The 24,149-nt window shown below is 63.4% G+C and carries 23 protein-coding genes; 8 read left to right on the top strand and 15 right to left on the bottom strand.

What is annotated here, in order from left to right; translation table 11 throughout:
* Positions 1-12 precede the first annotated feature (12 nt).
* The 6 genes from ACFVSJ_RS02315 to dxr all read right to left on the bottom strand — a co-directional run bounded on the left by ACFVSJ_RS02315 (position 13) and on the right by dxr (position 5,805).
* Positions 13-753, bottom strand: a complete 741-nt coding sequence (locus ACFVSJ_RS02315) for a hypothetical protein (RefSeq protein ID WP_387433892.1) — start codon at positions 751-753, stop codon at positions 13-15.
* Between the two features lie 88 nt (positions 754-841).
* Positions 842-1,720: a DUF4081 domain-containing protein gene (locus ACFVSJ_RS02310; RefSeq protein WP_387434168.1), complete on the bottom strand. Its 879-nt coding sequence runs from the start codon at positions 1,718-1,720 to the stop codon at positions 842-844.
* The gene (gene ispG, locus ACFVSJ_RS02305; RefSeq protein WP_387433889.1) at positions 1,683-2,849 is read right to left on the bottom strand and encodes a flavodoxin-dependent (E)-4-hydroxy-3-methylbut-2-enyl-diphosphate synthase; all 1,167 of its coding nucleotides are present in this window, start codon (positions 2,847-2,849) and stop codon (positions 1,683-1,685) included. The genes ACFVSJ_RS02310 and ispG overlap by 38 nt, the downstream gene beginning before the upstream one ends.
* A 45-nt stretch (positions 2,850-2,894) precedes the next feature.
* A complete protein-coding gene (locus ACFVSJ_RS02300) occupies positions 2,895-3,188 on the bottom strand; it encodes a YciI family protein (protein ID WP_387433887.1) in 294 nt (97 codons plus the stop codon).
* Between the two features lie 60 nt (positions 3,189-3,248).
* Positions 3,249-4,580 carry a M50 family metallopeptidase gene (locus ACFVSJ_RS02295; protein WP_387433884.1) on the bottom strand — a complete coding sequence of 444 codons (1,332 nt, stop codon included), beginning with the start codon at positions 4,578-4,580 and terminating at the stop codon, positions 3,249-3,251.
* 40 nt (positions 4,581-4,620) lie between these two features.
* Entirely contained in the window at positions 4,621-5,805 is a 1,185-nt protein-coding gene (gene dxr, locus ACFVSJ_RS02290; protein WP_387433882.1) for a 1-deoxy-D-xylulose-5-phosphate reductoisomerase, read from the bottom strand.
* An 89-nt stretch (positions 5,806-5,894) separates the two neighbouring features.
* Here dxr and ACFVSJ_RS02285 point away from each other — a divergent pair, with 89 nt between their 5' ends.
* Positions 5,895-7,355, top strand: coding sequence for a lipase maturation factor family protein (locus ACFVSJ_RS02285; RefSeq protein WP_387433880.1), 1,461 nt, complete (start codon positions 5,895-5,897; stop codon positions 7,353-7,355).
* A 13-nt stretch (positions 7,356-7,368) separates the two neighbouring features.
* On the opposite strand, the gene ACFVSJ_RS02280 is transcribed toward ACFVSJ_RS02285, so the two are convergent.
* From ACFVSJ_RS02280 to ACFVSJ_RS02270, 3 genes are all read right to left on the bottom strand, one after another.
* Positions 7,369-8,700 carry a hypothetical protein gene (locus ACFVSJ_RS02280; protein ID WP_387433877.1) on the bottom strand — a complete coding sequence of 444 codons (1,332 nt, stop codon included), beginning with the start codon at positions 8,698-8,700 and terminating at the stop codon, positions 7,369-7,371.
* 64 nt (positions 8,701-8,764) lie between these two features.
* Positions 8,765-9,127: a hypothetical protein gene (locus tag ACFVSJ_RS02275; protein ID WP_387433875.1), complete on the bottom strand. Its 363-nt coding sequence runs from the start codon at positions 9,125-9,127 to the stop codon at positions 8,765-8,767.
* Between the two features lie 170 nt (positions 9,128-9,297).
* On the bottom strand, positions 9,298-10,344 hold the full coding sequence (locus ACFVSJ_RS02270; RefSeq protein ID WP_387433873.1) for a LacI family DNA-binding transcriptional regulator: 1,047 nt from the start codon (positions 10,342-10,344) through the stop codon (positions 9,298-9,300).
* Between the two features lie 212 nt (positions 10,345-10,556).
* Between ACFVSJ_RS02270 and ACFVSJ_RS02265 the strand changes: the two genes are divergently transcribed.
* Genes ACFVSJ_RS02265 through ACFVSJ_RS02235 form a run of 7 tightly spaced genes read left to right on the top strand, consistent with a single transcriptional unit; the run spans position 10,557 to position 17,801 of the window.
* Positions 10,557-11,885, top strand: coding sequence for an extracellular solute-binding protein (locus tag ACFVSJ_RS02265; RefSeq protein WP_387433871.1), 1,329 nt, complete (start codon positions 10,557-10,559; stop codon positions 11,883-11,885).
* Entirely contained in the window at positions 11,882-12,811 is a 930-nt protein-coding gene (locus tag ACFVSJ_RS02260; RefSeq protein ID WP_387433868.1) for a carbohydrate ABC transporter permease, read from the top strand. The genes ACFVSJ_RS02265 and ACFVSJ_RS02260 overlap by 4 nt, the downstream gene beginning before the upstream one ends.
* Before the next feature lies 1 nt (position 12,812).
* Positions 12,813-13,718, top strand: coding sequence for a carbohydrate ABC transporter permease (locus ACFVSJ_RS02255; protein ID WP_387433865.1), 906 nt, complete (start codon positions 12,813-12,815; stop codon positions 13,716-13,718).
* A gap of 12 nt (positions 13,719-13,730) precedes the next feature.
* Positions 13,731-14,960 carry a Gfo/Idh/MocA family protein gene (locus tag ACFVSJ_RS02250; RefSeq protein WP_387433862.1) on the top strand — a complete coding sequence of 410 codons (1,230 nt, stop codon included), beginning with the start codon at positions 13,731-13,733 and terminating at the stop codon, positions 14,958-14,960.
* Between the two features lie 11 nt (positions 14,961-14,971).
* Entirely contained in the window at positions 14,972-15,976 is a 1,005-nt protein-coding gene (locus tag ACFVSJ_RS02245; protein ID WP_387433859.1) for a sugar phosphate isomerase/epimerase family protein, read from the top strand.
* A 35-nt stretch (positions 15,977-16,011) separates the two neighbouring features.
* Entirely contained in the window at positions 16,012-16,713 is a 702-nt protein-coding gene (locus ACFVSJ_RS02240) for a ThuA domain-containing protein (protein ID WP_387433858.1), read from the top strand.
* Positions 16,698-17,801: a Gfo/Idh/MocA family protein gene (locus ACFVSJ_RS02235; RefSeq protein ID WP_387433855.1), complete on the top strand. Its 1,104-nt coding sequence runs from the start codon at positions 16,698-16,700 to the stop codon at positions 17,799-17,801. Before ACFVSJ_RS02240 ends, ACFVSJ_RS02235 begins: the two co-directional genes overlap by 16 nt.
* 58 nt (positions 17,802-17,859) lie before the next feature.
* Here ACFVSJ_RS02235 and ACFVSJ_RS02230 read toward each other — a convergent pair whose 3' ends face one another.
* The 6 genes from ACFVSJ_RS02230 to ACFVSJ_RS02205 are packed head-to-tail and all read right to left on the bottom strand — an operon-like array spanning position 17,860 to position 24,149.
* Positions 17,860-18,720, bottom strand: coding sequence for an HpcH/HpaI aldolase/citrate lyase family protein (locus ACFVSJ_RS02230; RefSeq protein WP_387433853.1), 861 nt, complete (start codon positions 18,718-18,720; stop codon positions 17,860-17,862).
* Between the two features lie 24 nt (positions 18,721-18,744).
* Positions 18,745-19,245, bottom strand: a complete 501-nt coding sequence (locus ACFVSJ_RS02225) for a MaoC family dehydratase (RefSeq protein ID WP_387433851.1) — start codon at positions 19,243-19,245, stop codon at positions 18,745-18,747.
* Positions 19,242-19,994 carry a CoA transferase subunit B gene (locus ACFVSJ_RS02220; protein WP_387433849.1) on the bottom strand — a complete coding sequence of 251 codons (753 nt, stop codon included), beginning with the start codon at positions 19,992-19,994 and terminating at the stop codon, positions 19,242-19,244. The genes ACFVSJ_RS02225 and ACFVSJ_RS02220 overlap by 4 nt, the downstream gene beginning before the upstream one ends.
* A gap of 2 nt (positions 19,995-19,996) precedes the next feature.
* Entirely contained in the window at positions 19,997-20,779 is a 783-nt protein-coding gene (locus tag ACFVSJ_RS02215) for a CoA transferase subunit A (protein ID WP_387433847.1), read from the bottom strand.
* Between the two features lie 20 nt (positions 20,780-20,799).
* The gene (locus tag ACFVSJ_RS02210; protein ID WP_387433844.1) at positions 20,800-21,963 is read right to left on the bottom strand and encodes an acyl-CoA dehydrogenase family protein; all 1,164 of its coding nucleotides are present in this window, start codon (positions 21,961-21,963) and stop codon (positions 20,800-20,802) included.
* A complete protein-coding gene (locus tag ACFVSJ_RS02205) occupies positions 21,960-24,149 on the bottom strand; it encodes a biotin carboxylase N-terminal domain-containing protein (RefSeq protein ID WP_387433841.1) in 2,190 nt (729 codons plus the stop codon). Before ACFVSJ_RS02205 ends, ACFVSJ_RS02210 begins: the two co-directional genes overlap by 4 nt.

The following is a 24,149-nucleotide window of genomic DNA, read 5'->3' as shown; positions in this document are numbered from 1 at the left end:
GTCCGGTGGGTGCTACTTAATGAGGTCTGCGGCTTGGTCCAGCATGGCCTCGAGTTTGGGGAGGTCCGTATCGGCCACCTTCGTTCCCGTGGACTGGGCTACCAGTACAACTCCGCTCTTAACGGCAGATACGAACAGCTGGGTCTGGGACACACCACCGGCCGAAGCAACGCTGCGGTAGGCAACGGCCCCGGGTGTCTTTGCAGACGTAGCCAAAGTCTTCGTGGTCGCTTCAACAGCCGTGCCCAACATGGTCATCTGAATGGTTCCGCAGGCTTCCAGTTCCTTGGCCTTGTTCTGACCCACGGCTTTGACCTTGTCCTCGGCCACGCCGCTGAACACAGACAGCAGGAGCGCGGTTTCTGCCGTTGAACTCGCAGAGGCACCGATACTGATGGTGGCACCCTCTTCGAGTTGCACCCCACCGCCAGTGACGAAGTCGGCGCAGACTGCGGGCTCCACCTTGGCGTTGGCCACCAGGTCCCTGACCTGTTTCATGGCGTCGGTCAATTTGTCATCGGGCATGACCAGCAGTTTCGTGTCGTTGGTGTCGCGGACTTGACCCACGATGCTTCCCAGCTCGGCTTTGGTAAAGGTCCGGAACGGAACCTCAGCGGGCGTAGGTGCCGCCGTCGCCGATTCACTGGCCGGAGCCGACGCTGCCTCCGTGGAAGTACCTGCACCGCCACATGCCGTGAGCCCCATGACCAACAGTCCTGACACGGCGAATCCGCGCAGAGCATTCTTATTCATTTGTTCCCCAAAGGAAGTTCGAGTGATGTGCTGACAAGCGTCAGCGGGATAAGACTACAAGTTCCCGGGCCCGGGAAGGGAAAGGGCGCTAGAACAAAACTGTGGCGAACGTTCCCACTTGCTTGAAGCCCACGCGGTCGTAGCTCGCCCGGGCCTTGGAGTTGTAGTCGTTCACGTAGAGGCTCGTCACCGGCGCGAACGTCCGGGAAAGATTGACGACGGCGGCCATATAGCCGGCGCTCTGGCCGTTGCCTCGGAGCTCCGGATTCATCCAGACGCCCTGGACCTGGGTCACATCCTTGGTAACGGCGCCGAGTTCGGCTTTGAAAACCACTGTGCCGCGGGCGTCGATATGAACAAGGGAGTGACCTTGCCGGATCAGCCCTGCGACGCGCCGACTGTAGAAATCCTGACCGCCCAAATACGGCGAGTAGCCCACTTCTTCCTCGAACATGGCGGCACAGGCCGGAAGGATGAGCTCGAAGTCCGCCATGGTTCCAAACGTCAGTGACGGGTTGGCTGGAATGGCGGGAGGACCTGAAATGGTCAGGAGGGGTTGGCGCGAACGCACTTCATGGGCGTAGTGCCCCAACTGTTCGAACCGCGAGTAGAGGGCCAGGACTGTTTCTGCAGGCCCGAAGATGGATGCATAGCGGCGACCCGACTGATGGGCCGCAGCAGCGACGTCGCCAACCAACTCAGGGTCCAGTTGCACAGGGACCAGGTTGGCACCTGCCCAACAAGCGCCCAGCAGCCTGTCGTCGTCGAAAACGCCGATGACGCTGGCGCCACCGCTGGTGGGCGCCGCTGTTCCCACGCTGTCCAGGTGGGCGAGGATGAAGACGTTGGATACGGGGTCTTCGTTCGCGAGCGCGCGAAGGGCCAGGGTGTCGGCACCGCCGAGCACCCTGACGCCCAGGCCGGTCCCGTTACGAGACGCTAACCACGGGGCTACCTTTGACAGCATCTTCGCCATCGGCCTCCCCCATCTCTTCGGCGATGCGCATCGCCTCTTCGATCAGTGTCTCAACAATTTGGCTTTCGGGCACGGTCTTGATGACTTCGCCCTTCACGAAAATCTGGCCCTTGCCGTTGCCTGACGCCACGCCAAGGTCCGCTTCGCGGGCTTCGCCGGGTCCGTTGACAACGCAGCCCATGACGGCCACGCGCAGCGGGATCTCCATGCCTTCAAGCCCTGCCGTGACCTGCTCGGCCAGCGTGTACACATCCACCTGGGCACGGCCGCACGACGGGCAGGACACGATTTCCAGCTTGCGCGGGCGCAGATTCAGGGACTGCAGGATCTGGTTGCCCACCTTGATCTCCTCCACCGGCGGTGCGGAGAGGGAGACGCGGATGGTGTCGCCGATGCCTCGGGACAGCAAAGCACCGAAGGCGGTGGCGGACTTGATGGTCCCCTGGAACGCGGGGCCGGCCTCCGTGACGCCGAGGTGCAGGGGCCAGTCGCCCTTCTCGGCGAGCATCTCATAGGCAGCAACCATGACCACGGGGTCGTTGTGCTTCACGGAGATCTTGAAGTCGTGGAATCCGTGTTCTTCGAACAAGGAGGCTTCCCAGACTGCCGATTCGACGAGTGCTTCCGGGGTGGCCTTGCCGTACTTCTTGAGGATGCCGGGCTCCAGCGAACCGGCGTTGACGCCGATGCGGATGGAGGTGCCATGGTCCTTGGCCGCGGCCGCGATTTCTTTGACCTGGTCATCGAATTTGCGGATGTTCCCGGGGTTCACCCGGACTGCAGCGCAGCCGGCCTCGATGGCGGCGAACACGTACTTAGGCTGGAAGTGGATGTCCGCGATGACGGGGATCTGGGATTTGCGGGCGATGATCGGCAGTGCCTCGGCATCGTCCGCAGACGGGCAGGCCACACGCACAATGTCACAGCCGGAGGCAGTCAACTCGGCGATCTGCTGGAGGGTGGCGTTGATGTCCGTGGTGGGCGTGGTGGTCATGGACTGCACGCTGATGGGGTAATCAGAGCCAACACCAACGGACCCAACCTTGATCTGCCGCGTCTTACGGCGCGGGGCAAGGACGGGCGGTGGGGCTGCTGGCATTCCCAGGCTGACCGAGGTCACGTGGACTCCTTGGGTTTGGGGTGTATCTGGTGGTGGATGCCCGGACTAGGACGCGTGGTCCGAGAGGAGGCCGATGATCGGGGACCATTCCGTGGTGCGGATTCCGGCGATGGCACCCGCGTCAGCGAACGGATCCTGCTTGAGGAGCTCATTGAGTTCGGCTTCGTCCTGGGACTTGAAGATCAGCAGTGCGCCTGCGCCGTCGCCGTAGGGTCCGCTCGCGAGGAGCTTGCCCTCCCCTGCCAGATCGCCGAGCCAAGCCCGGTGCGCGGGGCGGGCTTCATCGCGGAGGGCGCCGGATTCGGCGACGTAAACATACTCAACAGCGAAAACAGTCATGGTGTTAGCCTATCCCGCCCCGATCGGAGTTCCGCCATCGGGAAGGAGATCACCGGGCCCCTAGCCAAAGATGTTGACCGGCTTGACGATGTCGGCGTAGATCAGCAGCGCACCCATGGCCATCAGGAGGGCGGCCACCACATACGTGGCGGGCAGCAGCTTGGCGATGTCGAACGCACCGGGGTCTGGTTTGCCGCGCAACTTGGCCACCCGGCGTCGGACTCCCTCATACAGGGCACCGGCTACATGGCCACCGTCAAGCGGAAGCAGCGGGATGAGGTTGAAAACAGCCAGCGCGAAGTTGAGGCCTGCAAGCAACCCCACCAGCGTCCCGATCCGGGCCTGCAGTGGCACCTGTTCCATGGCCGCGACCTCGCCGGCCACGCGTCCGACGCCCACCACGCTGATGGGACCGTTCGGGTCGCGCGGCTCTTCGCTGAACGCCGCCTTGGCCACACCGACCACGCGGGCAGGCAGGTTGAAGATCACACCGGAAATCTGCTTGATGTTCTCTCCCGCCATGGGCAAAACGCTCGACGCCGGTTGGGGCACCAACGCGCTTTGGGCGCCGATGCCGAGGAAGCCGACTTCCTGGTACTTCAGCACACCGCTGGCGTCCTGCTCCTGGCGGCCGTCAGTGCCGATGACCGGACGGGACGAGAGCACTGGGGTAACTGTGGTGGATATCAAGGATCCGTTGCGTTCAACCGTGATCGGAACATCCTTGCCTGCCGAGGCCCGGATCCATCCAGTCAGTTCATCCCAGCTGGTGACTTGCTTCCCGTCGAAGGTTTTCACAGTGTCATTGGGTTGGAGGCCGGCGGCGGCCGCCGGAGTGGGCTTGCAATCGGCGGAGTCGGGGTCCACGGTCTGCCCGGCCGCGACTTGGCACTTGGAGACGTCTGCGATGGTGGTGGTTGCCTGTGCCGTGCCGAAACCCATCAGCAGGACGGCGGTGAGCACGAGTCCTATGAGCATGTTCATGGCAGGGCCACCGAGCATGATGATGATCTTTTTCCAGACCGGGAGCTTGTAGAACACCCGGTTCCCATCGCCCGGACCTACCTCCTCGTGCGCTACGGAACGCGCTTCCGAGGCCAGCGTCTGGAACATTCCGGTGCTGGAAGGACGGACGCCGCCGTCTTCCTTGTTCGGCGGGTACATGCCGATCATGGCGACGTATCCGCCCAGGGGAAGGGCCTTGAAGCCGTATTCGGTTTCGCCCTTTTTCTTCGACCACAAAGTGGGCCCAAAGCCGATCATGTACTTGGTCACGCGCACCTTGAAGAGCTTCGCGGGAACCAGGTGGCCCACTTCGTGAAGTGCTATGGAGACGGCGACACCAATGGCGACGAAAACGACTCCGAGGATGAAAAGTAGGACGGGACTCATGCGGCTGGGACTGCTTCCATCAAGTCTGGCTGGTTGGGGACTACAGGGTGCTGGTGGCTAAACGATCATGGGTGCGGGCGCGTGCCCACAGTTCAGCATCCAACACGGACTCCACCGTTAGCTCAGAGGATCCTGAATGTTCGCTGAGGACGGACTCCACGGTATCGACAATGTCGGTGAAGCGGATGCGGCCTCTGTGGAAGGCTTCCACGGCTTCCTCGTTGGCGGCATTGAACACGGCCGGGAAGGTACTGCCCTGTTTTGCGGCGTCCTTGGCCAGGTCAACGGCCGGGAACGCAATGGAGTCCAACGGCTCGAAGGTCCAGCTGGTGGCCTGCGTCCAGTCACACGGCTGGGCAGCCCGCGGAACACGGTCCGGCCAGCCAAGTCCGAGGGCAATCGGCAGGCGCATGTCCGGTGGAGAAGCCTGGGCGATGATGGACCCGTCCACGAACTGGACCATGGAATGGACCACAGACTGTGGGTGCACCACAACATCGATCCGGTCCAGGGGGACGTCGAACAACAGGTGTGCCTCGATCACTTCCAACCCCTTGTTGACCAGGCTCGCGGAGTTGGTGGTGACCATCAACCCCATGTCCCAGGTGGGGTGCGCCAGCGCCTCCTGCGGGGTGACCTCGTGGAGTTGTTCGCGGGACCGACCGCGGAAGGGACCACCCGAAGCAGTAAGAATCAGCTTGTCCACTTCGCCTGCCGTGCCCGAGCGCAGGCACTGGGCAATGGCCGAGTGCTCCGAGTCGACGGGAACGATCTGGCCCGGCCGGGCGGCCGCTTTGACCAGAGAGCCACCCACAATCAACGATTCCTTGTTGGCCAGCGCCAGGGTGGCACCCGAACCCAGGGCGGCCAGCGTCGGAGCCAGCCCGATGGAGCCCGTGATGCCGTTGAGGACGACGTCGCACGGGATGGCGGCAATGTGCGTGGAGGCGTCCGGCCCCACATAAATTTCCGGCGCATAGGCGGCCAGGCCTGCGACGTCGGCGAATCCGGCGATCAGTTGGCGCAACCGGGCGCCATCTCCCTGTGCGACTCCCACTGCCTGCGCGCGCACATGGACGGCTTGCTGCGCGATCAGTTCCAGGTTCCCACCGCCGGCGCTGAGTGCGACCACCTCGAAAAGGTGTGGAGCGGCGTCGACCACCTCGATCGCCTGTGTGCCGATGGAACCGGTGGACCCGAGGATGACGATCTTTCGCGGCTGCATGTTTCCAGTATCCCAGCAGCTGAGCGGCACAGTGAACGCCATCCGGGGACTCTGTTGACCCCACCGCCTGCGCGCGTACCGTGGAAATCGTGGAGTGGCTCTCCTGGTTCGATGCCCAGGATTACGAGTTCGCGCGGCAGGTCCTGCAACGTGGAACCGCGGCGCTGTACTTCCTCGCCTTCCTGTCCACGCTGAACCAATTCCCGGCGCTCCTGGGCGAAAGGGGCCTGCTTCCAGTTCCGGACTTCCTGGACATGGCCCGCAGGATGGCCCGCCCCACCCTTTTCCGCTGGCGTTACTCGGACGGCCTACTGCGGTGGGTCTGCCGGGCCGGCCTTGCCATCTCAGCAGCCCTCGTACTCGGCCTTCCGCAGACGGGTCCGCCGTGGGTGCCCATGCTGGCCTTCCTGGCCCTCTGGTTCCTCTACATGTCGATCGTCAATGTGGGGCAAACGTTCTACGGCTTCGGTTGGGAAATCCTCCTCCTCGAAGCCGGATTCACTGTCGCCTTCCTCGGCTCCGACCAGACTCCCCCGCCAACCACCATCCTGCTGCTGGTCGTGTGGCTTGTCTTCAGGCTCGAGTTCGGCGCCGGCATGATCAAAATCCGTGGCGGAAAGGAGTGGCGGGACCTGACCGCCATGTTCTACCACCATGAAACCCAACCCATGCCAGGACCCTTGAGCCGCCAGGCGCACCTGCTGCCGCGGCCGCTGCACAAGGTGGAAGTCGTGGGCAACCACTTCGCCCAGCTGGTGGTCCCCTTCTTCCTGTTCGCACCCCAGCCGCTGGCCAGTATCGCCGCGGGAATCATCATCGTCACCCAATTGTGGCTGGTGGCCACAGGCAACTTCGCCTGGCTCAACTGGTCCGCGATTGTCCTGGCGTTTGCCGCAGTGAGCGACCCCGTGGCCCACGCAGTCCTTCCCTTCATTCCGCTTGAGTGGCACCGGGATGCGCAACCCACGGTGTGGTGGACCGGCGTCGTACTTGCCGTAACGGCACTGTTGCTGGTGCTCAGTTACCGTCCCCTCCGGAACCTGTTCTCCCGCAGACAACTCATGAATGCGAGCTTCAACCGGTGGCGGCTGGTCAACGCCTACGGTGCCTTCGGAACCGTCACCAAGCAGCGCATCGAAGTGGTGGTGGAGGGGACGCTCGAAGAACAGCCGGACGCCGCCGACCATCTGTGGCAGGAGTATGGCTTCAAGGGCAAACCCGGCGACGTCCGGCGCCTGCCACGGCAGTGGGCGCCCTACCACCTCCGCCTGGACTGGCTCATGTGGTTCCTGCCCCTGCGGACCGTCCACGAGGACTGGTTCTACGCCTTCCTGGACAAGCTCCTGAGGGCCGACGCTCCAACGCTTGGGCTGCTTCGCCAGGACCCGTTCGACGGCGGACGCCCGCGTTGGGTGCGGGTGCGCACCTACCTGTACCGCTTCTCCAGTCGTGCCGAGTTCCGGGAATCGGGGCACCGCTGGGTGCGCGTGCCGTTGTACGAGGCCATACCGCCGTTGTCGCTGGATTCCAGGCGGCAGTGGTTGCCGTAGCGGCCGCCCTCCATTACACCGCGGCGTCCACCAACCCCTGGCTTTCCTCCGCCAACGGGCGCTTGCTGCTTCGTTTGCTGGTGGGCGCCGAGACGGCCCTGCGTTCCACCGTCTCGGCCGCGATGTAGAGGCCCTCGCGGTTGAGGTGCCGTGAGTAGCTCGAATCCAAGTACAAGGTGGGGAACGAATCCTCGCTGTTCATCTCGGCCGCCTTGGCGAGGAGCGCGCTGTAAAGGTATTCCTTCACGGCACCGGCCCCGGCGCCCCCGCCATAGACGTAGGCCACCTCCGTTGTGGCCCCTACGACGGCCAACACCCGCCCAAACTGCTCGGCTACTTCCTTGGCGAAGAACATGGTTTCCTCATCGACGAAGCCCTTCACTCGGTCATAGAAATTCAGCTTCAACGGGGAAGGACCGGCGTGCAGATACTCGGAGAGTTGCTTGCGGGAAGTAAAGCCCGTTTGGAAGCCGCGATCGCGCATCGCCTTCATCGCATCGGTGAGCACTGAACCGTAACCCTTCTTGAACGTCGTGGAAGCATCGGCGTTGAACTGGCCCGCGGTGAAGACGGGGAAGTTGACGGTGCCTTCTCCGATGTCGATGCCGATGGTGTGCTGTGCGGCCAGGACGTCACCGGGGGTGATGCCTTCCAGGACCAAACCCCGGCGGCGGACATCGGCCAACATCGCCTCCATCAAGGGCTCGCCTTTGGCAGTGATGGCGTACTGGGCCGATGCACCTTCCGGAATGACCTGCACATCCATGAAGCGCAGCTTGACGGTCACGGGCGTCTCGAAATTGTGCACCGTCACGGTGTGCACACCGTTCATGAACTCAGCGGCGTAGCTGGTCCGGTGCGAGAGGTACTCGTTGATGGGCAGGGCCAACGCCACGCGGGCCCGCACGCTCAGGATTTCCTCCGCCGGCGGCAGTGAGCCGTTGGCGCGCACGTGGTCACGGACGGCCTTGGCCGCGAACACGCCCATGACCAGGATCTTGCTCAGCTCCTGCTGGGCCTTGCTCCTGTGCCCGATGACATCGAATTCCTCGAAAGCTCCCTGGGCACTCAGCGCCCTGAGGCCGAAGAGGCGCCGGTACTGGTCCCCGATCAGCGACGAGTCGAAGCTCACGTCCAACTCGTTGTAGAAGTCACCCTCCATCCGGGCGGATGCCTCCCGGTCGGGCGTAGGAAGTGCGTTGGACCGGGTGATGAGTGCCACGCCGCTGGGAAGGTCGATCTCGTCGCCATCGGAGCCACCCGAAGTGAGCGGCCCCCGGATGATGCCTTTGACGTAGCCGTTGCCAACATCGATGCCGCCGGTGAGATTTGTGGAAATGGTCATGGGAAAGTCCCTTCAGTGTGCGTGGGTGTGGTTCGGCTGTGCAGACGGCGTGACTTCGGTGCCGTTACCGCCGGAGCTGGGCGAAGATGTCGTTGACGTCCACGGGTGCCGCAGCGGGCGGGTCTTCCTGTGACGGCCCGGGATCGGCGGACGCCGGAGCAGGGGTCGGGTTTCCGGCACCGGAAGCCTCGACGACGGCACTGCCCGCTGGCCGGCCGCTCCCGGCAGGGAGTTGCACGACGGGCCTGTTGACGACGTCCACGTAGCCTTGGCGGACGATGCTGTCCCGGATCAGCATGCGGATGGAAAGAGACTGGTTGTCTTGCAGTTCCAGCCACGCAATCACGGCTTCGTCCGCCTGCGGCACGTTCAAGCGGTAGCGATTCGGCGGCTGCTTCGCGGACCCCTTGTTTTGAGGATCAGGCACGTCATTCTCCTTCTCTGGCTTCACCTGGGCGATCACATCCGGCCTGGAACTGGCCAAGGAATGGTCAGGGCTGGCCGCGATCGCACCGGTCACAAACCACAAGTGACCGAAAGGCCCAGAACGTGACGGAAACCCGGCGAAGCCGTGAACGGAGAAGGCAGTTGAAGGGGTCAGCGCCGTCCGGCGTCGCGCGGTGGCGCCGTTGACTCACGCACCACCAAATGGGTGGCAAGTTCCACGCGGCGGGAATCGATGTCCTCGCCGCTGATCTGCCGCAGGATGAAGCGCAGGGCTGACCGGCCCATATCCTGCAGCGGTTGCGAGACCGAGGTCAGCGGCGGCACCGATTGCTCAGCCTGATGGGTTCCATCGAAGCCCACCAGGCTCATGTCGTCCGGAATCCTCACATGCTGCCTCCGTGCTTCGGCAAGCACACCCAGGGCGATGCTGTCGCTTCCGGCGAAGATGGCAGTGGGCGGGTTGTCCAGCGCCAGCAGGCGCTGCATGGCCTTGACCCCGTTGGATGGCCGGAAGGGGCCGGTCGAGACGTATTCATCCTCCACCGCGATTCCCTCAGCCATCAGCGCGGCCATGTACCCGTGCAGGCGCGCCTGGCTGCACTCGGCCCCTTCAGGACCGCCAATGAAAGCGATGCGGCGGTGCCCACACTCCAGCAAGTGCGTGGTGGCGGCCTTCCCGCCGGCCCAGTTGCTGGCGCCCACGCTGTAGACATCCGCCGGTGGCGGGTTGAGCGGATCGACGACGGCGATGGGAATCTGCCGCCGCTGGAAGGCCTCCAACTCCGCGGAGTTGTAGGCGGAGGTCACCACGATCATTCCGCTGCGGCCCTCGGCCATCAGCCGCTGGGCGCGTTCTTCCGGCGCCAATGGCGAAGATCCTTCGCGGCTGGTCACGGAGAGGACCACTTCCATGTCGGAGGCCGCCGCCTGCTCCATGATGCCGTTGAGCACTTCCACGGCATACGCGGAGTTGAGGGAATCGAAGACGACTTCCACGGCGCGTCGCGTGGGAAGGCCCTTGCGCTGAAGCGGTGACTTGTAGCCTGTGCGCTCCAGGGCAGCCAGAACCCGGGCACGCGTGGCCTCGGCCACGTCCTCGCGGCCGTTGACCACCTTGGAAACGGTCGGCGTGGACACTCCCGCTTCCTTGGCTACTGCGGCCAGCGTCAGCTTGGATGGTCGCGTGCTGGTGTTCATGGTTCCCCCGGTCTCGAAATATTTCGGCTGCCTGGATAACGCCCAGTGTATGGGTAGGGCGACGTTGTCCACTGGTTTGTCCGTTCTTTTCGGGCTTGACGCTCCGTCAAAACACCTTTAGTTTAGACCGTGATCTAAATCATGGTCACGAAATATTTCGAAGTTTTTCGGAATCTTCTTGTTCAAGCACCCCGAGTAACCATGGAGAAGCAATGAAGCAATTCCAGTCCTCCCGCCGTTCGTTCCTGGCCCTCGCTGCCCTCACGCCCTTCGCGGCCATGGCAACCACCGCCTGCGGAACGTCAGGTCCTGGCGGAACCAGCGGAGGGGGCGGCGCCAGCATGTGGTTCCTCACGGGTGAGCCGAACCAGACCACCATGCAAAAGGCCGTGGACGCATTCGGGGCAGCCAACCCCGACAACAAGATCACCGTGACCTACTTCCAGAACGATGCTTACAAGACAAAGATCAAGACGGCCATTGGCGCCGGCCAGGCCCCGACCATCGTCTACGGCTGGGGTGGCGGTGGCCTGAAGACCTACGCCGAAGCAAACCAAGTGGAAGACCTGACGGCTTGGTTCGAGGCCAACCCTGACCTGAAGAAGAAGTTCTTCCCCTCCTCCTTCGGAGCAGCGACGGTCAACGGCAAGATCTATGCGCTCCCCAACCAGTACGTCGCCCCGATCGTGCTGTTCTACAACAAGGAACTCTTCTCCAAGGCAGGTGTCCAACCGCCCAAGACGTGGGACGACATCATGTCGCTCGTGAAGACCTTCAACGACATGGGCGTGGCACCGTTCTCGCTCGGCGGCCAGTCACGCTGGACCTCCATGATGTGGCTGGAGTACCTCCTGGACCGCATTGGCGGCTCCGAAGTGTTCAACGCCATCTTCGAGGGCAAGCCCGACGCCTGGAAGCACCCGGCCGTGATTGAAACGGGCACCAAGATCCAGGAACTGGTTTCCGCCGATGGCTTCATCAAGGGATTCTCTTCCATCACCGCAGATTCGAAGGCGGATCAGGCGCTCTTGTTCACCGGCAAGGCCGCCATGATGCTGCACGGATCATGGACGTACGGATCCATGAAGAAGGACGGACAAAACTTTGTCCAGGACGGAAAGCTCGGCTTCGTCCAGTTCCCCACCATCCCTGGCGGGAAGGGCGACCCCAAGAGCGGCGTGGGAAACCCCGCGCAGTACATGTCCATCTCTTCGAAGGCCTCCGACAAGGAGAAGGAGACTGCCAAGAAGTTCTTCAAGGACGGCATCATGACCGACACCGTTATTGACGCCTACATCAACTCAGGTTCGGTTCCCATCGTCAACGGCATCGAGGACAAGCTGTCGTCCTCACCGGACAAGGACTTCCTCAACTTTGTCTACGACCTCGCCAAGAATGCTCCCAGTTTCCAGCAGTCCTGGGACCAGGCACTGAGCCCCACCGCCGCGGAGGCCCTGCTGAACAACATCGACCAGCTGTTCCTGAAGTCGATCACTCCGCAGCAGTTCGCCGAGAACATGAATGCAACGCTGGGCAAATGAGCACCTCAACAGCAGCCAGGACGGGCGCCCACCGGACTGTCGACGCAACTGAGGGGCGAAAGAATCCCGCACTCGCATGGCTGACCGTGCCTGCTTTGGTCTTCTTTGTCGCCTTTGCCCTGGTCCCCCTGGCAGGCGTACTCGTTCTGAGCTTTGCCAACTGGGACGGCATCGGCGCAATCGGCGTGGCCGGACTGGACAACTGGTTCAGTGTCCTTGCGGACCCCGGCCTCTACAACGCCTTGGGCCTGACCTTCCTGATCATGATCGTGTCCTGGCTGGTCCAAACTCCCATCAGCCTGCTGCTGGGAGTCTTCACCGCGGGGAGCCAGAAGTACCGTGCCGCTTTGGCGGTCCTCTACTTCCTGCCTTTGCTGCTCTCGTCGGCCGCTGTGGCCATCGCATTCAAGGCTCTGCTGGACCCGAACTTCGGTTTGGCCATGGGTCTGGGCCTGCCCTTCCTGGCACAGGACTGGCTGGGCGTTCCCCAACTCGCGCTGGGCCTTGTCATCTTCGTGATCGCCTGGCAATTCGTCCCCTTCCACACGTTGATCTACCAAGGTGGCGTGCGCCAGATTCCGAAGTCGTTGTATGAGGCAGCCCAGATCGATGGAGCAGGCACCATCAAGCAGTTCTTCCACATCACGCTCCCCCAGTTGAAGTACACGATCATCACGTCCTCCACCTTGATGGTGGTGGGGTCGCTGACCTACTTTGACCTGATCTTCGTCCTGACTGGCGGCGGTCCCGGCAACTCAACGCGGATCCTGGCATTGGATATGTATCTGCGCGGCTTCCGCGCCAATCTCATGGGTCCCGCAAGCGTGATCGCCGTCATCCTTGTGGTCATCGGCCTGGTCCTGGCCTTGGTTCTCCAACGGCTCGGTGGCAAGGACAAACAGGGCAGCCAACTGGAAGGTATGTAGCGTGAGCACAGTTCTGACAAACCGCAAGGGACCGCAAACGGAGGCTTCCCCGGCCACACCTGCAGCCAACCGCCAAGGCCTCGGGGTACGGCTGAGGCGGCTCAACATACCCGGCGGCCTGGGTGGCTGGGTATGGCTGGCCATCATCATCATTCCGGTCTACTACATCGTGATTACCAGCTTGAAGACCTCCGAGGGCTACTTCGGCCAGAACCCGCTGGCTCCCCCGGTGTCGCCCACTTTCGAGAACTATCAGTTGGTCATCGAGTCCGATTTCGCCAGGTACTTCATGAACAGCGCGATCGTCACGTTGGGTGCGGTCATCCCAACAGTGCTGATCTCCTTCATGGCCGCCTTCGCAATAGTTCGTGGCCGCGGCCGCTTCCTGAAGGTAGTGAACGGCATGTTCCTCATGGGCCTTGCCATTCCGCTGCAGGCCACCATCATTCCGATCTATCTGATGATCATCCGGTTGAACCTCTACGACAGCCTCTTGGCCATCATGTTGCCTTCGATCGCGTTCGCCATCCCGTTGACAGTCCTCATCCTGTCCAACTTCATCAGGGACGTGCCCAACGAGCTGTTCGAATCGATGCGGCTTGACGGCTGCAGCGAATGGCAAACCATGTGGCGGCTGGCGCTGCCACTGACCCGTCCGGCGATCGTGACCGTATCCATTTACAACGGACTGCATGTGTGGAACGGCTTCCTGCTGCCACTGGTGCTCACGCAGAGCCCCAACCTGCGGGTCCTGCCGCTGGCCCTATGGACTTTCCAGGGTGAGTACAGCGTCAACATCCCCGCCGTTCTGGCCTCGGTTGTCCTGAGCACCCTCCCCATCCTGGTGCTTTACGTCGTGGGACGCCGCCAACTGCTCAGCGGCCTCACGGCCGGATTCAGCAAGTAGAAAGGTTTTCTGGTGACAGAAACACGACCCCTCCGGGTGGGCATGGTGGGCTACGCCTTCATGGGCGCCGCCCACTCCCACGCCTGGCGTACCGCACCGCGGTTCTTCGATCTTCCCCTCGCCCCGCAACTGACCGCCGTCGCCGGCCGGAATGAAGAAGGCGTGCGGGCAGCAGCCGCAAAGTACGGCTGGGACTCCGTGGAAACGGATTGGCGGAGGTTGATCGACCGCGACGACATCGACCTGATCGATATCTGCACCCCCGGCAATACCCACGGCGAGATCGCCATTGCGGCCTTGGAGGCCGGAAAGCACGTGCTGTGCGAGAAGCCGCTGGCAAACTCCGTGGCCGAGGCCGAAAAGATGACGGTGGTTGCACAGGCTGCGGCTGCTCGCGGAGTGCTGTCCATGTGTGGCTTCAGCTACCGTCGTACTCCTGCCTTGGCCCTCGCCAAACGCATGGTGGACGAGGGACGGTTGGGCGAGATCCGCCATGTCCGGGCCCAATACCTGCAGGACTGGCTTTCCGACGCCAATGCCCCACTGACGTGGCGGCTGGACAAATCGAAGTCGGGATCCGGTTCCCTGGGGGACATTGGTGCCCACAGCATCGATGCCGCCCAATGGATCACCGGCATGGACATCACGGGAGTTTCAGCGCTGCTGGAAACCTTCGTGAAAGAGCGCCCTGTGGCCGGCGACTTTGTGGGCCTCGGCGGCCAGGGCGGAGCCGATGGCCCCAAGGGCCCGGTGACGGTTGACGACGCCGCGCTGTTCACCGCGCGATTCGGCAGAAGGCACGACGCCGGCACCACCTCGGGCGCGACCGGCACCGGAGACCGGGCAGGCACAGCCCCTATCGGTATCTTCGAGGCCACCCGGTTCGCCTTGGGGCGGAAGAACGCCATGCGACTGGAACTCAACGGAACCAAGGGATCCCTGGCCTTCGACTTCGAGGACATGAATTCGCTGCAGTTCTACGAAGCGGCGCTGGAACCCGACGCAGGCTTCCGCAAGATCATGGTCACCGAGCCGTCGCACCCCTACACGGCCAACTGGTGGCCCACGGGGCACGGCCTCGGTTATGAGCACGGCTTCACGCATCAAGTGGTGGACCTGGTGAACGCCATCCACGCAGGCGAGCAGCCCTCGCCGTCGTTCGCTGATGCATTGCAGGTACAAAAGGTGCTCGCCGCCGTTGAGGCGAGCGCCACCAACGCAAGCCGCTGGCAGAACGTCTGAAAGGAAGAACCATGACGCGACCCATCACCCTTTTCACCGGCCAGTGGGCAGATCTCCCGTTCGAGGAGGTGGCCAGGCTAGCCGGCGAATGGGGTTTCGACGGCTTGGAGATTGCGTGCTGGGGCGACCATCTGGACCCCCAGCGGATTGTGGAGGACGACGCCTACCTGCAGAACAAGCTCGACATCCTGGACAAGCACCACCTGTCCGTCCATGCCATCGCCAACCATCTCACCGGTCAGGCCGTGTGTGACGACCCCATCGATGAACGGCACCGGGATATCCTCTCCCCCGGAGTCTGGGGCGACGGAGACCCCGAGGGAGTCCGTCAGCGGGCCGCGGAAGCGATGAAAACCACGGCCCGCGCCGCCGCGAAGCTGGGCGTCAAGACCGTCACCGGCTTTACGGGGTCGTCCATCTGGAAATGCGTGGCCATGTTCCCGCCGGCCTCGGAGGGAATGATCGACCGTGGATACCAGGACTTCGCCGAGAGGTGGAATCCCATCCTGGACGTCTTTGACGAGGTAGGCGTCCGTTTCGCTTTGGAGGTCCACCCGTCCGAGATCGCCTACGACTACTGGACTGCCAAGCGGACCCTTGAAGCCGTTGGGCACCGGGAGGGCTTCGGCTTGAACTTCGACCCCTCCCACTTCATCTGGCAGGACCTGGACCCAGTGATGTTCCTCCAGGACTTCGCGGACAAGATCTTCCACGTCCACGTCAAGGAATCAGTACGGCAACTCAATGGACGCAACGGACGCCTTGGATCCCACCTGCCCTGGGCAGATCCCCGCCGCGGATGGGACTTCGTGACGGCCGGCCACGGCGACGTGAACTGGGAACCCATCTTCCGCACCCTCAACGCCATCGGCTACGAAGGACCCACCAGCATCGAATGGGAGGACGCCGGAATGGACCGGCTGATCGGCGCCCCGCAAGCGCTTGCCATGGTCCGCGACCTCGCCACGATCCAACCGCCGGCCGCGGCGTTCGACGCTGCTTTCGCCACCCGCTAAGACCCCAACGGATACGCCCCGAAACGAAGGAAACCATGACAAAGAACACCAAGAGCGCACTGGTGGTGCGAGGCGGCTGGGACGGACACCAGCCAGTTGAGGCCACCGAACTCTTTATCCCGTACCTCAAAGCCCAGGGATTCGAGGTCCGCGTTGAAGAGTCCCCCAAGATCTACGCCGACCCGGAGTACATGGCCGGCGTCGACCTGATCGTACAGTGCATGACCATGTCCACCATCGAGAGGGACGAATTCGAGGGGCTGCGGACTGCAGTGGAGAACGGCACCGGGCTCGCCGGATGGCATGGTGGCATCGCCGATTCATACCGGAACAACTCGGACTACCTGCATCTCATCGGTGGCCAGTTTGCCTGCCACCCGGGCAAACACCCGGACGAGCTGATTGGCGAGCAGTCGGACAACTACGTCCCCTACACCGTAAACATGCTTCCCGCCGCTGCGGACCACCCCATCACAGCAGGCCTGGCGGACTTCGATCTGGTCACCGAGCAGTACTGGGTCTTGGCCGATGACTACATCGATGTCCTGGCCACCACCACCCAAAAGGTCCGCGAATGGGACCCTTGGAACCGGGAAGTCACGTCCCCGGCCATCTGGACCCGGCAGTGGGGCAAGGGCAGGATCTTCGTCTGCACGCCCGGCCACCGCGTGGAGGTCCTTGAGGACTCCAACGTCCGCACCATCATTGAAAGGGGCATGCTGTGGGCAAGCCGTTAAACGTAGGGATCATCGGCTGCGGCAAGATCGTGGAGCAGTACCTCACCAACTTCCGCCGCCTGGAGTCGGTCAACCTGGTGGCTGTTGCCGACCTCGATCACGCACGTGCGCAGTCGGTCGCGGACTCCTATGAGGGCGTCCGAGCGTTGTCCGTGGACGGGCTGTTGGCAGCCGAGGACGTGGACCTGGTCCTCAACCTCACCATTCCTGCCGCCCACGCCGACATCGCGCTGAAAGCCATTGCCGCGGGTAAGGCCGTGTATGGCGAGAAGCCCTTGGCTGCCACCACCGCAGAGGCACAGCAGGTGCTCGCTGCGGCCAAAGCTGCCGGAGTTACGGTGGGGTGTGCACCGGATACTGTGCTGGGGACAGGGATCCAGACGGCCCGCAAGGCCATTGACGATGGCCTGATCGGAGCCCCCATCTCCGCTACCGCCACCATGGCCACTCCGGGTCACGAACGGTGGCATCCGAACCCGGACTTCTATTACCAGCCCGGCGGCGGACCACTGTTGGATATGGGCCCGTACTACGTCTCGGCACTCGTAACCCTTCTGGGCCCAGTGGTTTCAGTGATAGGTGCGGCCAGCCACACCCGCACCGAACGCACCATCGGCTCCGGACCCCGCGAGGGCCAGACAGTACCCGTGGACATTGACTCCCACGTCACCGGCGTGCTGGTGCATGCCTCCGGCGCACTGTCCACGTTGTTCATGAGCTTCGACGCTGTCCAGACCAAGAGCCCCAACATCGAGATCCATGGTGAAAAGGGTTCCTTGGTGGTTCCGGATCCCAACCACTTCGACGGCGATGTCCAGCTGTTTGCCCTGGGAGCAGCAGATTGGGAGACGCTGCCCGTATCGGCAGGCTACGTGGATTCAGGCCGTGGCTTCGGCATCGCCGACCTCGCCGCCACACCCTCCGGACAGGAGCCGCGGGCTGGTGGGGAACTTGCGTTCCACGCCCTGGAGGTCATGGAATCCGTCCTCGAATCCGCGAAAACCGGCCAAGCAGTCACCATCAAGAGCACGGCCAGTCGCCCCGCCACGGTTGAACTGACGGAACTCGCGACGACGGTGCGCGCCTAACGCTCAGACAGCCCGCCGAGATGGCAGTTAATGACAATGTTTTGGGGAAACATTGTCATTAACTGCCATCTGGCGCGAGGGCTGCGCGGCGAAGTGTGGCTTGGGCGTGCTTAAGAATGGGGCCGTCGATCATTTTGCCCTTGAACTGGAACACTCCGGATCCAGCCGCGGAGGCAGCCTCCAACAACTCTGCGGCAGCGGCAACGGCTTCCGGGGCAGGAGCATAGGCTTTCCGTACGGCAGCCACCTGTGAAGGATGGATGCAAGCCTTCGCACCAAATCCGCTGGAAATGGCATCGCGCGACTCCACACCCAATCCCTCAAGATCCGGGATGTTCACATACACGGCGTCGATGGCCTCCTTGCCTGCAGCCTTAGCGGCAAGCAGCACAGCCGAACGCGAGTGGAGCGCCACCGCCCGGTAGCCGCCGTCGTCGTTCCTGCTGGAAAGGCCGCCCAACGACGCGAGGAGGTCTTCGGCGCCCCACATCAATGCCACGACGTTCGGTTCGGCGGCGATCGACGCGGCATTGACCACGCCCGCTGCCGTCTCGCAGAGCGCAATGACGCGGTAACCATCCAGGGCCTCCAACTGCGCGGCATCCTCGGCTTTGGCCAGCATGACGGTCCGGTAGGGGGTTTCCGCCAGGCATTCAAGGTCCCGGCGGAATTCCTCGGTGCCCACCGGGTTCACCCGGACAATGGTTGTGGCCGGGTCCAGGTGAGAGCCGCCGTCCGCCAATTGCTCTACGATCGCCCGCCGGGCCCGCTCTTTGTCCCCGGGCGCCACGGCATCTTCGAGATCCAGGATGACGGCGTCGGCACGGTCGGCAGCTTTGCCGAACCGTTCGGGCCGGTCGGCCGGGCAGAACAGCAGGGCCGGGCCCATGGTGAAGGGAGCGACGTCGGAAGAGGGCATGAAAATCCTTGCTGCTTTGGAGTTCTACTGTGCGGAAACGGACGATTGGGCGGCGTGGGCCTCTTTGGTCCACATCAGGCAGGTCCTGGTGGCCACTGCCACCACCTCGCCGTCCTGGTTGCGTCCGGTGTGCTGCATGGTCACCAGCCCCTGCCCGGGACGCGAGGAAGAGAGCCGCTTGCCGGTGATCACCGTTTCCGTGTACAGCGTATCGCCGTGAAAGAGCGGGTGCGGGAACGTGACATCCGTGAGCCCCAACTGCGCCACGATGGTGCCCTGGGTCAGCTGGGTCACTGACTGGCCAACCATGGTGGAGAGCGTGAACATCGAGTTCATGAGCCGTTGGCCAAAGGGCTGCCCCGCGCTCCAGGCAGCGTCCAAGTGCAAGGCCTGCGAATTCATGGTGAGGGTGGTGAACAGGACGTTGTCCGTTTCGGTCACCGTCCTGCCCGGCTTGTGGGCGTACACCACGCCTTCATCCAGTTCGTCGTAATACAGCCCCCGCTGCTCCACAACCCGGCTCATACAGTCAGTTCCTGGTCTTCTTCGAACAGCTCGGCACCCGTGGCAGCCAGGATGTCGTCCAGCGTCACGTTGGGCGCCAACTCACGGAGCACCAAACGCGGCTCGCCCTGGTCCTTCACCACGTCGATCACCGCGAGGTCCGTGATGATGCGGTCCACGCATCCCTTGCCGGTCAGTGGCAGGGTACAGTCCTTCACGATTTTGGGCCGGCCGTTGCGGTCCACGTGCTCCATCATGACGATGACCTTCTTCGCCCCGAACACCAGGTCCATGGCTCCGCCCATGCCCTTGACCATTTTGCCCGGGACCATCCAGTTGGCGAGGTCGCCGTTGGCTGCCACCTCCATGGCACCCAGGACAGCGACATCCACATGCCCACCGCGGATCATGCCGAAAGACGTCGCCGAGTCGAAGAACGCGGCACCTGCGTTGGTGGTCACGGTCTCCTTGCCGGCGTTGATCAGATCCGGATCGACTTTGTCCTCCTCCGGATATGGGCCGACACCCAGGATCCCGTTTTCCGAGTGAAGGATCACCTCCACACCGTCCGGGATGTAATTGGGGATGAGCGTGGGCATGCCGATACCGAGGTTCACGTACTGGCCGTTGACCAGCTCCCTGGCTACGCGGGCGGCCAACTCGTTGCGGGTCCAGCCCTTGGCTTCGTGATGTTCGACGTCGGCACGACGGTACTCGTGCCGCACGGCTTCGGGACGGGGCGGGATATCCTGCAGGCTGTTCGATTCCATGACTAGGCTCCTGCCTGTTCACTGCTTGCCGATGCCGGCAAGGCGACGGTCCGCTTCTCAATCCGCTTCTCGCTGGAAGGCGCCACCACCACCCGCTGCACGAAGATGCCTGGCGTGTGGATGTGCTCCGGATCAAGTTCCCCCGGCTCCACCAGTTCCTCGACCTCCGCAATGGTGGTCTTCGCCGCCATGGCACACAGCGGGTTGAAGTTCAGGGCCGTTGCATGGAAAACGAGGTTCCCATGGCGGTCTCCCTTCCACGCATGGACCAACCCGAAGTCCGGTGTCAGGGACTCTTCCAGGACGTAGTCGGCGTCGTTGAAGGTGCGGACTTCCTTGGGCGAAGACGCGAGCGCAACGTTCCCGTCGGCGTCGTATTTTTGCGGGAGGCCGCCTTCGGACACTTGGGTTCCCACGCCGGCCTTGGTGTAAAAGGCGGGAATTCCGGCGCCGCCGGCCCGAAGCTTTTCAGCAAGTGTTCCCTGCGGAGTCAGCACCACCTCCAGCTCCCCGGCGAGGTATTGACGTGCGAATTCCTTGTTCTCGCCCACGTAGGAGCTGATGGTGCGGCGGATGCGGCCATCCTTGAGGAGGATCCCGAGGCCCCAGTCGTCCACGCCGCAGTTGTTGCTCACGGTTTCCAGGTCCGTGGTGCCTTGGCTGTGAAGGGCATCTATGAGGGAGACTGGTATGCCGCATAAACCGAATCCACCCACGGCGAGCGAAGCACCGTCCGGGATGTCCTTCACCGCTTCCGCGGCGCTGGCAACAACCTTGTCAATCATCCTTGATCCTTCCCCTGCGGTTACAGACCCAGCTCGCGGGCGATGAGCATCAACTGGACTTCCGTGGTGCCCTCTCCGACCTCAAGGATCTTGGAGTCGCGGTAATGGCGCGCCACGGTGAATTCGTTGATGAAGCCATAGCCGCCAAATACCTGGGTGGCATCCCGCGCGTTGTCCATGGCCGCCTCGCCTGCGACCATCTTAGCGATGGCCGCTTCGGTCTTGAACGGCTTGCCTGCCAGCATCCGGGCGGCTGCGTCGTAGTAGGCCAGGCGTGCCGTGTGGGCGCGGGCCTGCATGCGCGCGATCTTGAACTGGATGGCCTGGTATTTGGCGATGTTCTGCCCGAACGCGCTGCGCTCCTTGGCATACTTCACCGACAGGTCCACGCAGCCCTGGGCCGCGCCCGTGCCCAAGGCCGCGATGGCGATGCGGCCTTCGTCGAGGATCGACAGGAAATTGGCGTAGCCGCGGCCGCGCTGGCCCAGGAGGTTGGCTTCGGGGACACGGACGTTGTCCAGGGTCAGTGGGTGGGTGTCGGAGGCGTTCCAGCCAACCTTGTTGTACGGCTTCTCCGCCTTGAAACCGGGCGTATCCGTTGGCAACAGGATGGTGGAAATCTCCTTCTTGACGCTCCCGTCCGGGCGCTCCTCCTTGCCGGTCACCGCAGTGACCGTTACCAGCCTGGTGATGTCCGTGCCCGAGTTGGTGATGAACTCCTTGTTGCCGTTGATCACCCATTGTCCGTCTTCCACGTGCGCGTGGGTCTTCGTTCCGCCGGCGTCGGAGCCTGCTTCCCGCTCGGTCAGCCCGAAACCGGCGAGCGCCTGGCCGGAAGCCAGTTGTGGCAACCACTGCTGCTTCTGTTCCTCCGTGCCGAAGCGGAAGACGGGCATGGCTCCCAAGGAGACCCCTGCCTCCAGGGTGATGGCCACCGACTGGTCCACGCGGCCCAACTGTTCCAAGGCCAGGGCGAGGGCGAAGTAGTCCCCGCCCATGCCGCCGTACTCCTCGGGGAAAGGCAGCCCGAACAGGCCCATCTCCCCCATCTGCTTCACCACTTCGTAGGGAAAGCTGTGCTCTTCGTCGTGCTTGGCGGATACGGGAGCCACTACTTCGTCGGCGAACTCCCGGACGGAGTCGCTGAGGTCCTGGTATTCCTCATTCAATTCAAAGGCGCTCATGGCTGGACTTCCTTGTCTGTGTTGGCCTTGTCTGTGTTGGCCTTGTCTGTGTTGGCCGTGTCTGTGGCTGCCTGTTCTGTTGGGACCGCCGGTTCTTCGGGGCGTCCTGCAACGTGGATGGTGGCGAGGACCTGGTCTGCTTTGACCAGGTCGCCGGTCTTGCTGGTCAGGCGGACCGTGCCGGCCACAGACGCCACCAATTGGTGTTCCATCTTCATGGCCTCGACCGCCAAGAGGACCTGGCCCTCTTGGACTGCGTCCCCGTCAGCCACAGACACGGAAACGACGGTTCCGGGCATCGGCGAGCGCACTTCGGGATCGGCGGTACCGTCCTCACGCTGGATGCCGGCCAGGATCCGCTTGAGGCGTTGGGCGCGGTCCAGCACCTCAAGGCGGCAGGACCAGCCGTCGGTGCCGAGGTAGAGGACGCCGTTGGCGACGCTCAAGGCGAACGTGAGCGGGACGCCGTCGATTTCCAACTCGAGCCGGTCCTCGCGATGGTCCAGCACGACGACGGGCGTGGCCGAGCGCCCAGCGTCAGGGCCGCCGTCGACCATCACCGTCAGCTGCCCCTCCTGACCGGTGACCGAGGTAGTCGCGATTGCACCATCGGGACAGCCGAACGTCGCGGTCCACGCGGCGGGCGCGCCAAGGCGCCAGGAGTCGGGGCTGGCCCAGGCATGTCCGGCCTGCCGCGAACCGCGCCGCCCCAGCCAGAGGGCCACCCCGGCGGCCGTCAGCTCGTCAGCGCCCACGTGCCTGAAGGCCATGCCCGGCAGCTTCCGCTCGATCAGCCCCGTATCCAGGTGCCCGGCGCGAACCTCGGGATCGTTGATCAGCAGCCGCAGATACTCGACGTTGGTGTCGAGCCCAAGCAGCGTGTACCTGGACAGTGCGGCATCGAGGGTATCCAGGGCAGCGGAGCGATCCGAACCCCAGGCGATGACCTTGGCGAGCATGGGATCGTAGTCGCCGGTTACCTCAAGTCCGGCCCGCATGGCCGAGTCGATCCGGACCTCTGCGTCGGTGCCCCGTTCATCCAGCAACTCCACCCGTCCCAACGACGGCATGAAGTTCCGCTCCGGCACCTCGGCGTACACGCGCGCCTCCACGGCGTGGCCGTTAAGCACGACGTCGGACTGCGCCACCGTGAGCGGCTCACCGGCGGCGATCCGCACCTGCCATTCCACTAAGTCGAGGTCCGTCACCATCTCAGTCACGGGGTGCTCCACTTGGAGTCGCGTGTTCATCTCCATGAAAAAGAACTCATCCGGGTGCTCATCGGAGACCAGGAATTCCACGGTGCCGGCGCCGCTGTAGTTTACGGAACGAGCCGCGTTGCAGGCCGCTTCTCCGATCCTTGCCCTTTGCGCCTCCCCATCCGGAAGCGAATCGAAAAGTGCCGAAGGAGCTTCCTCGATCACCTTCTGGTGCCTGCGCTGGAGCGAACATTCGCGCTCGCCAAGGTGGATGACGTTTCCGTGGTTGTCGGCAAGGACCTGGACTTCGATGTGCCGGGGCATGCTCACCAACCGCTCCAGGAACAGCGTGTCGTCACCAAACGCGGAGGCCGCTACCCGACGGGCCGTGCCCAGGATCGCGGGGAGATCCTCAGGCCGCTCCACCACGTGCATGCCTTTGCCGCCACCCCCGGCGGAGGGCTTGATCAGCAACGGGAACCCCACGCCCGGGGCTGCCTCGATGAGGTCCTGGTCCGTGAGACCGGCCTTGGCGATGCCGGGTGTGCATGGAACGCCAAAACCCATCACATGGTTCTTGGAGCGGATCTTGTCCCCCATGACTTCGAGGGCTTCGACTCCGGGGCCGATGAATGTGATGCCGGCCGTTGCCAGGGCCTTGGCGAAGTCCACGTTCTCGGACAGGAAGCCGTAACCGGGGTGGACCGCTTGCGCGCCGGTCTTGCGGCAGGCGTCGATGATGGCGTCGATCTTGAGGTAGCTCTCGGAAGGGGCCGTCCCCCCGATGGCAACAGCCGTGTCCGCGAGCGCCACGTGCTTCGCGTGCCGGTCGGCCTCGGAGTACACAGCGACCGAACGGATGCCCATGTCCTTCAGCGTTCGGATGACCCGGCAGGCGATCTCTCCGCGGTTGGCGACAAGGACGGTGGTGAAAGGCCTGGTGCTTGCTTTGTTCATGGGTGCAGCGGTGGTTGCCGGCAGTGTCAT

This window comes from Paenarthrobacter sp. NPDC058040 (assembly GCF_042885775.1).
In the GTDB taxonomy this organism is placed as follows: Bacteria; Actinomycetota; Actinomycetes; order Actinomycetales; family Micrococcaceae; genus Arthrobacter.
The sequence above is the reverse complement of the archived record's forward strand: the minus strand, read 5'-3'. Positions and strand labels throughout refer to the sequence as shown.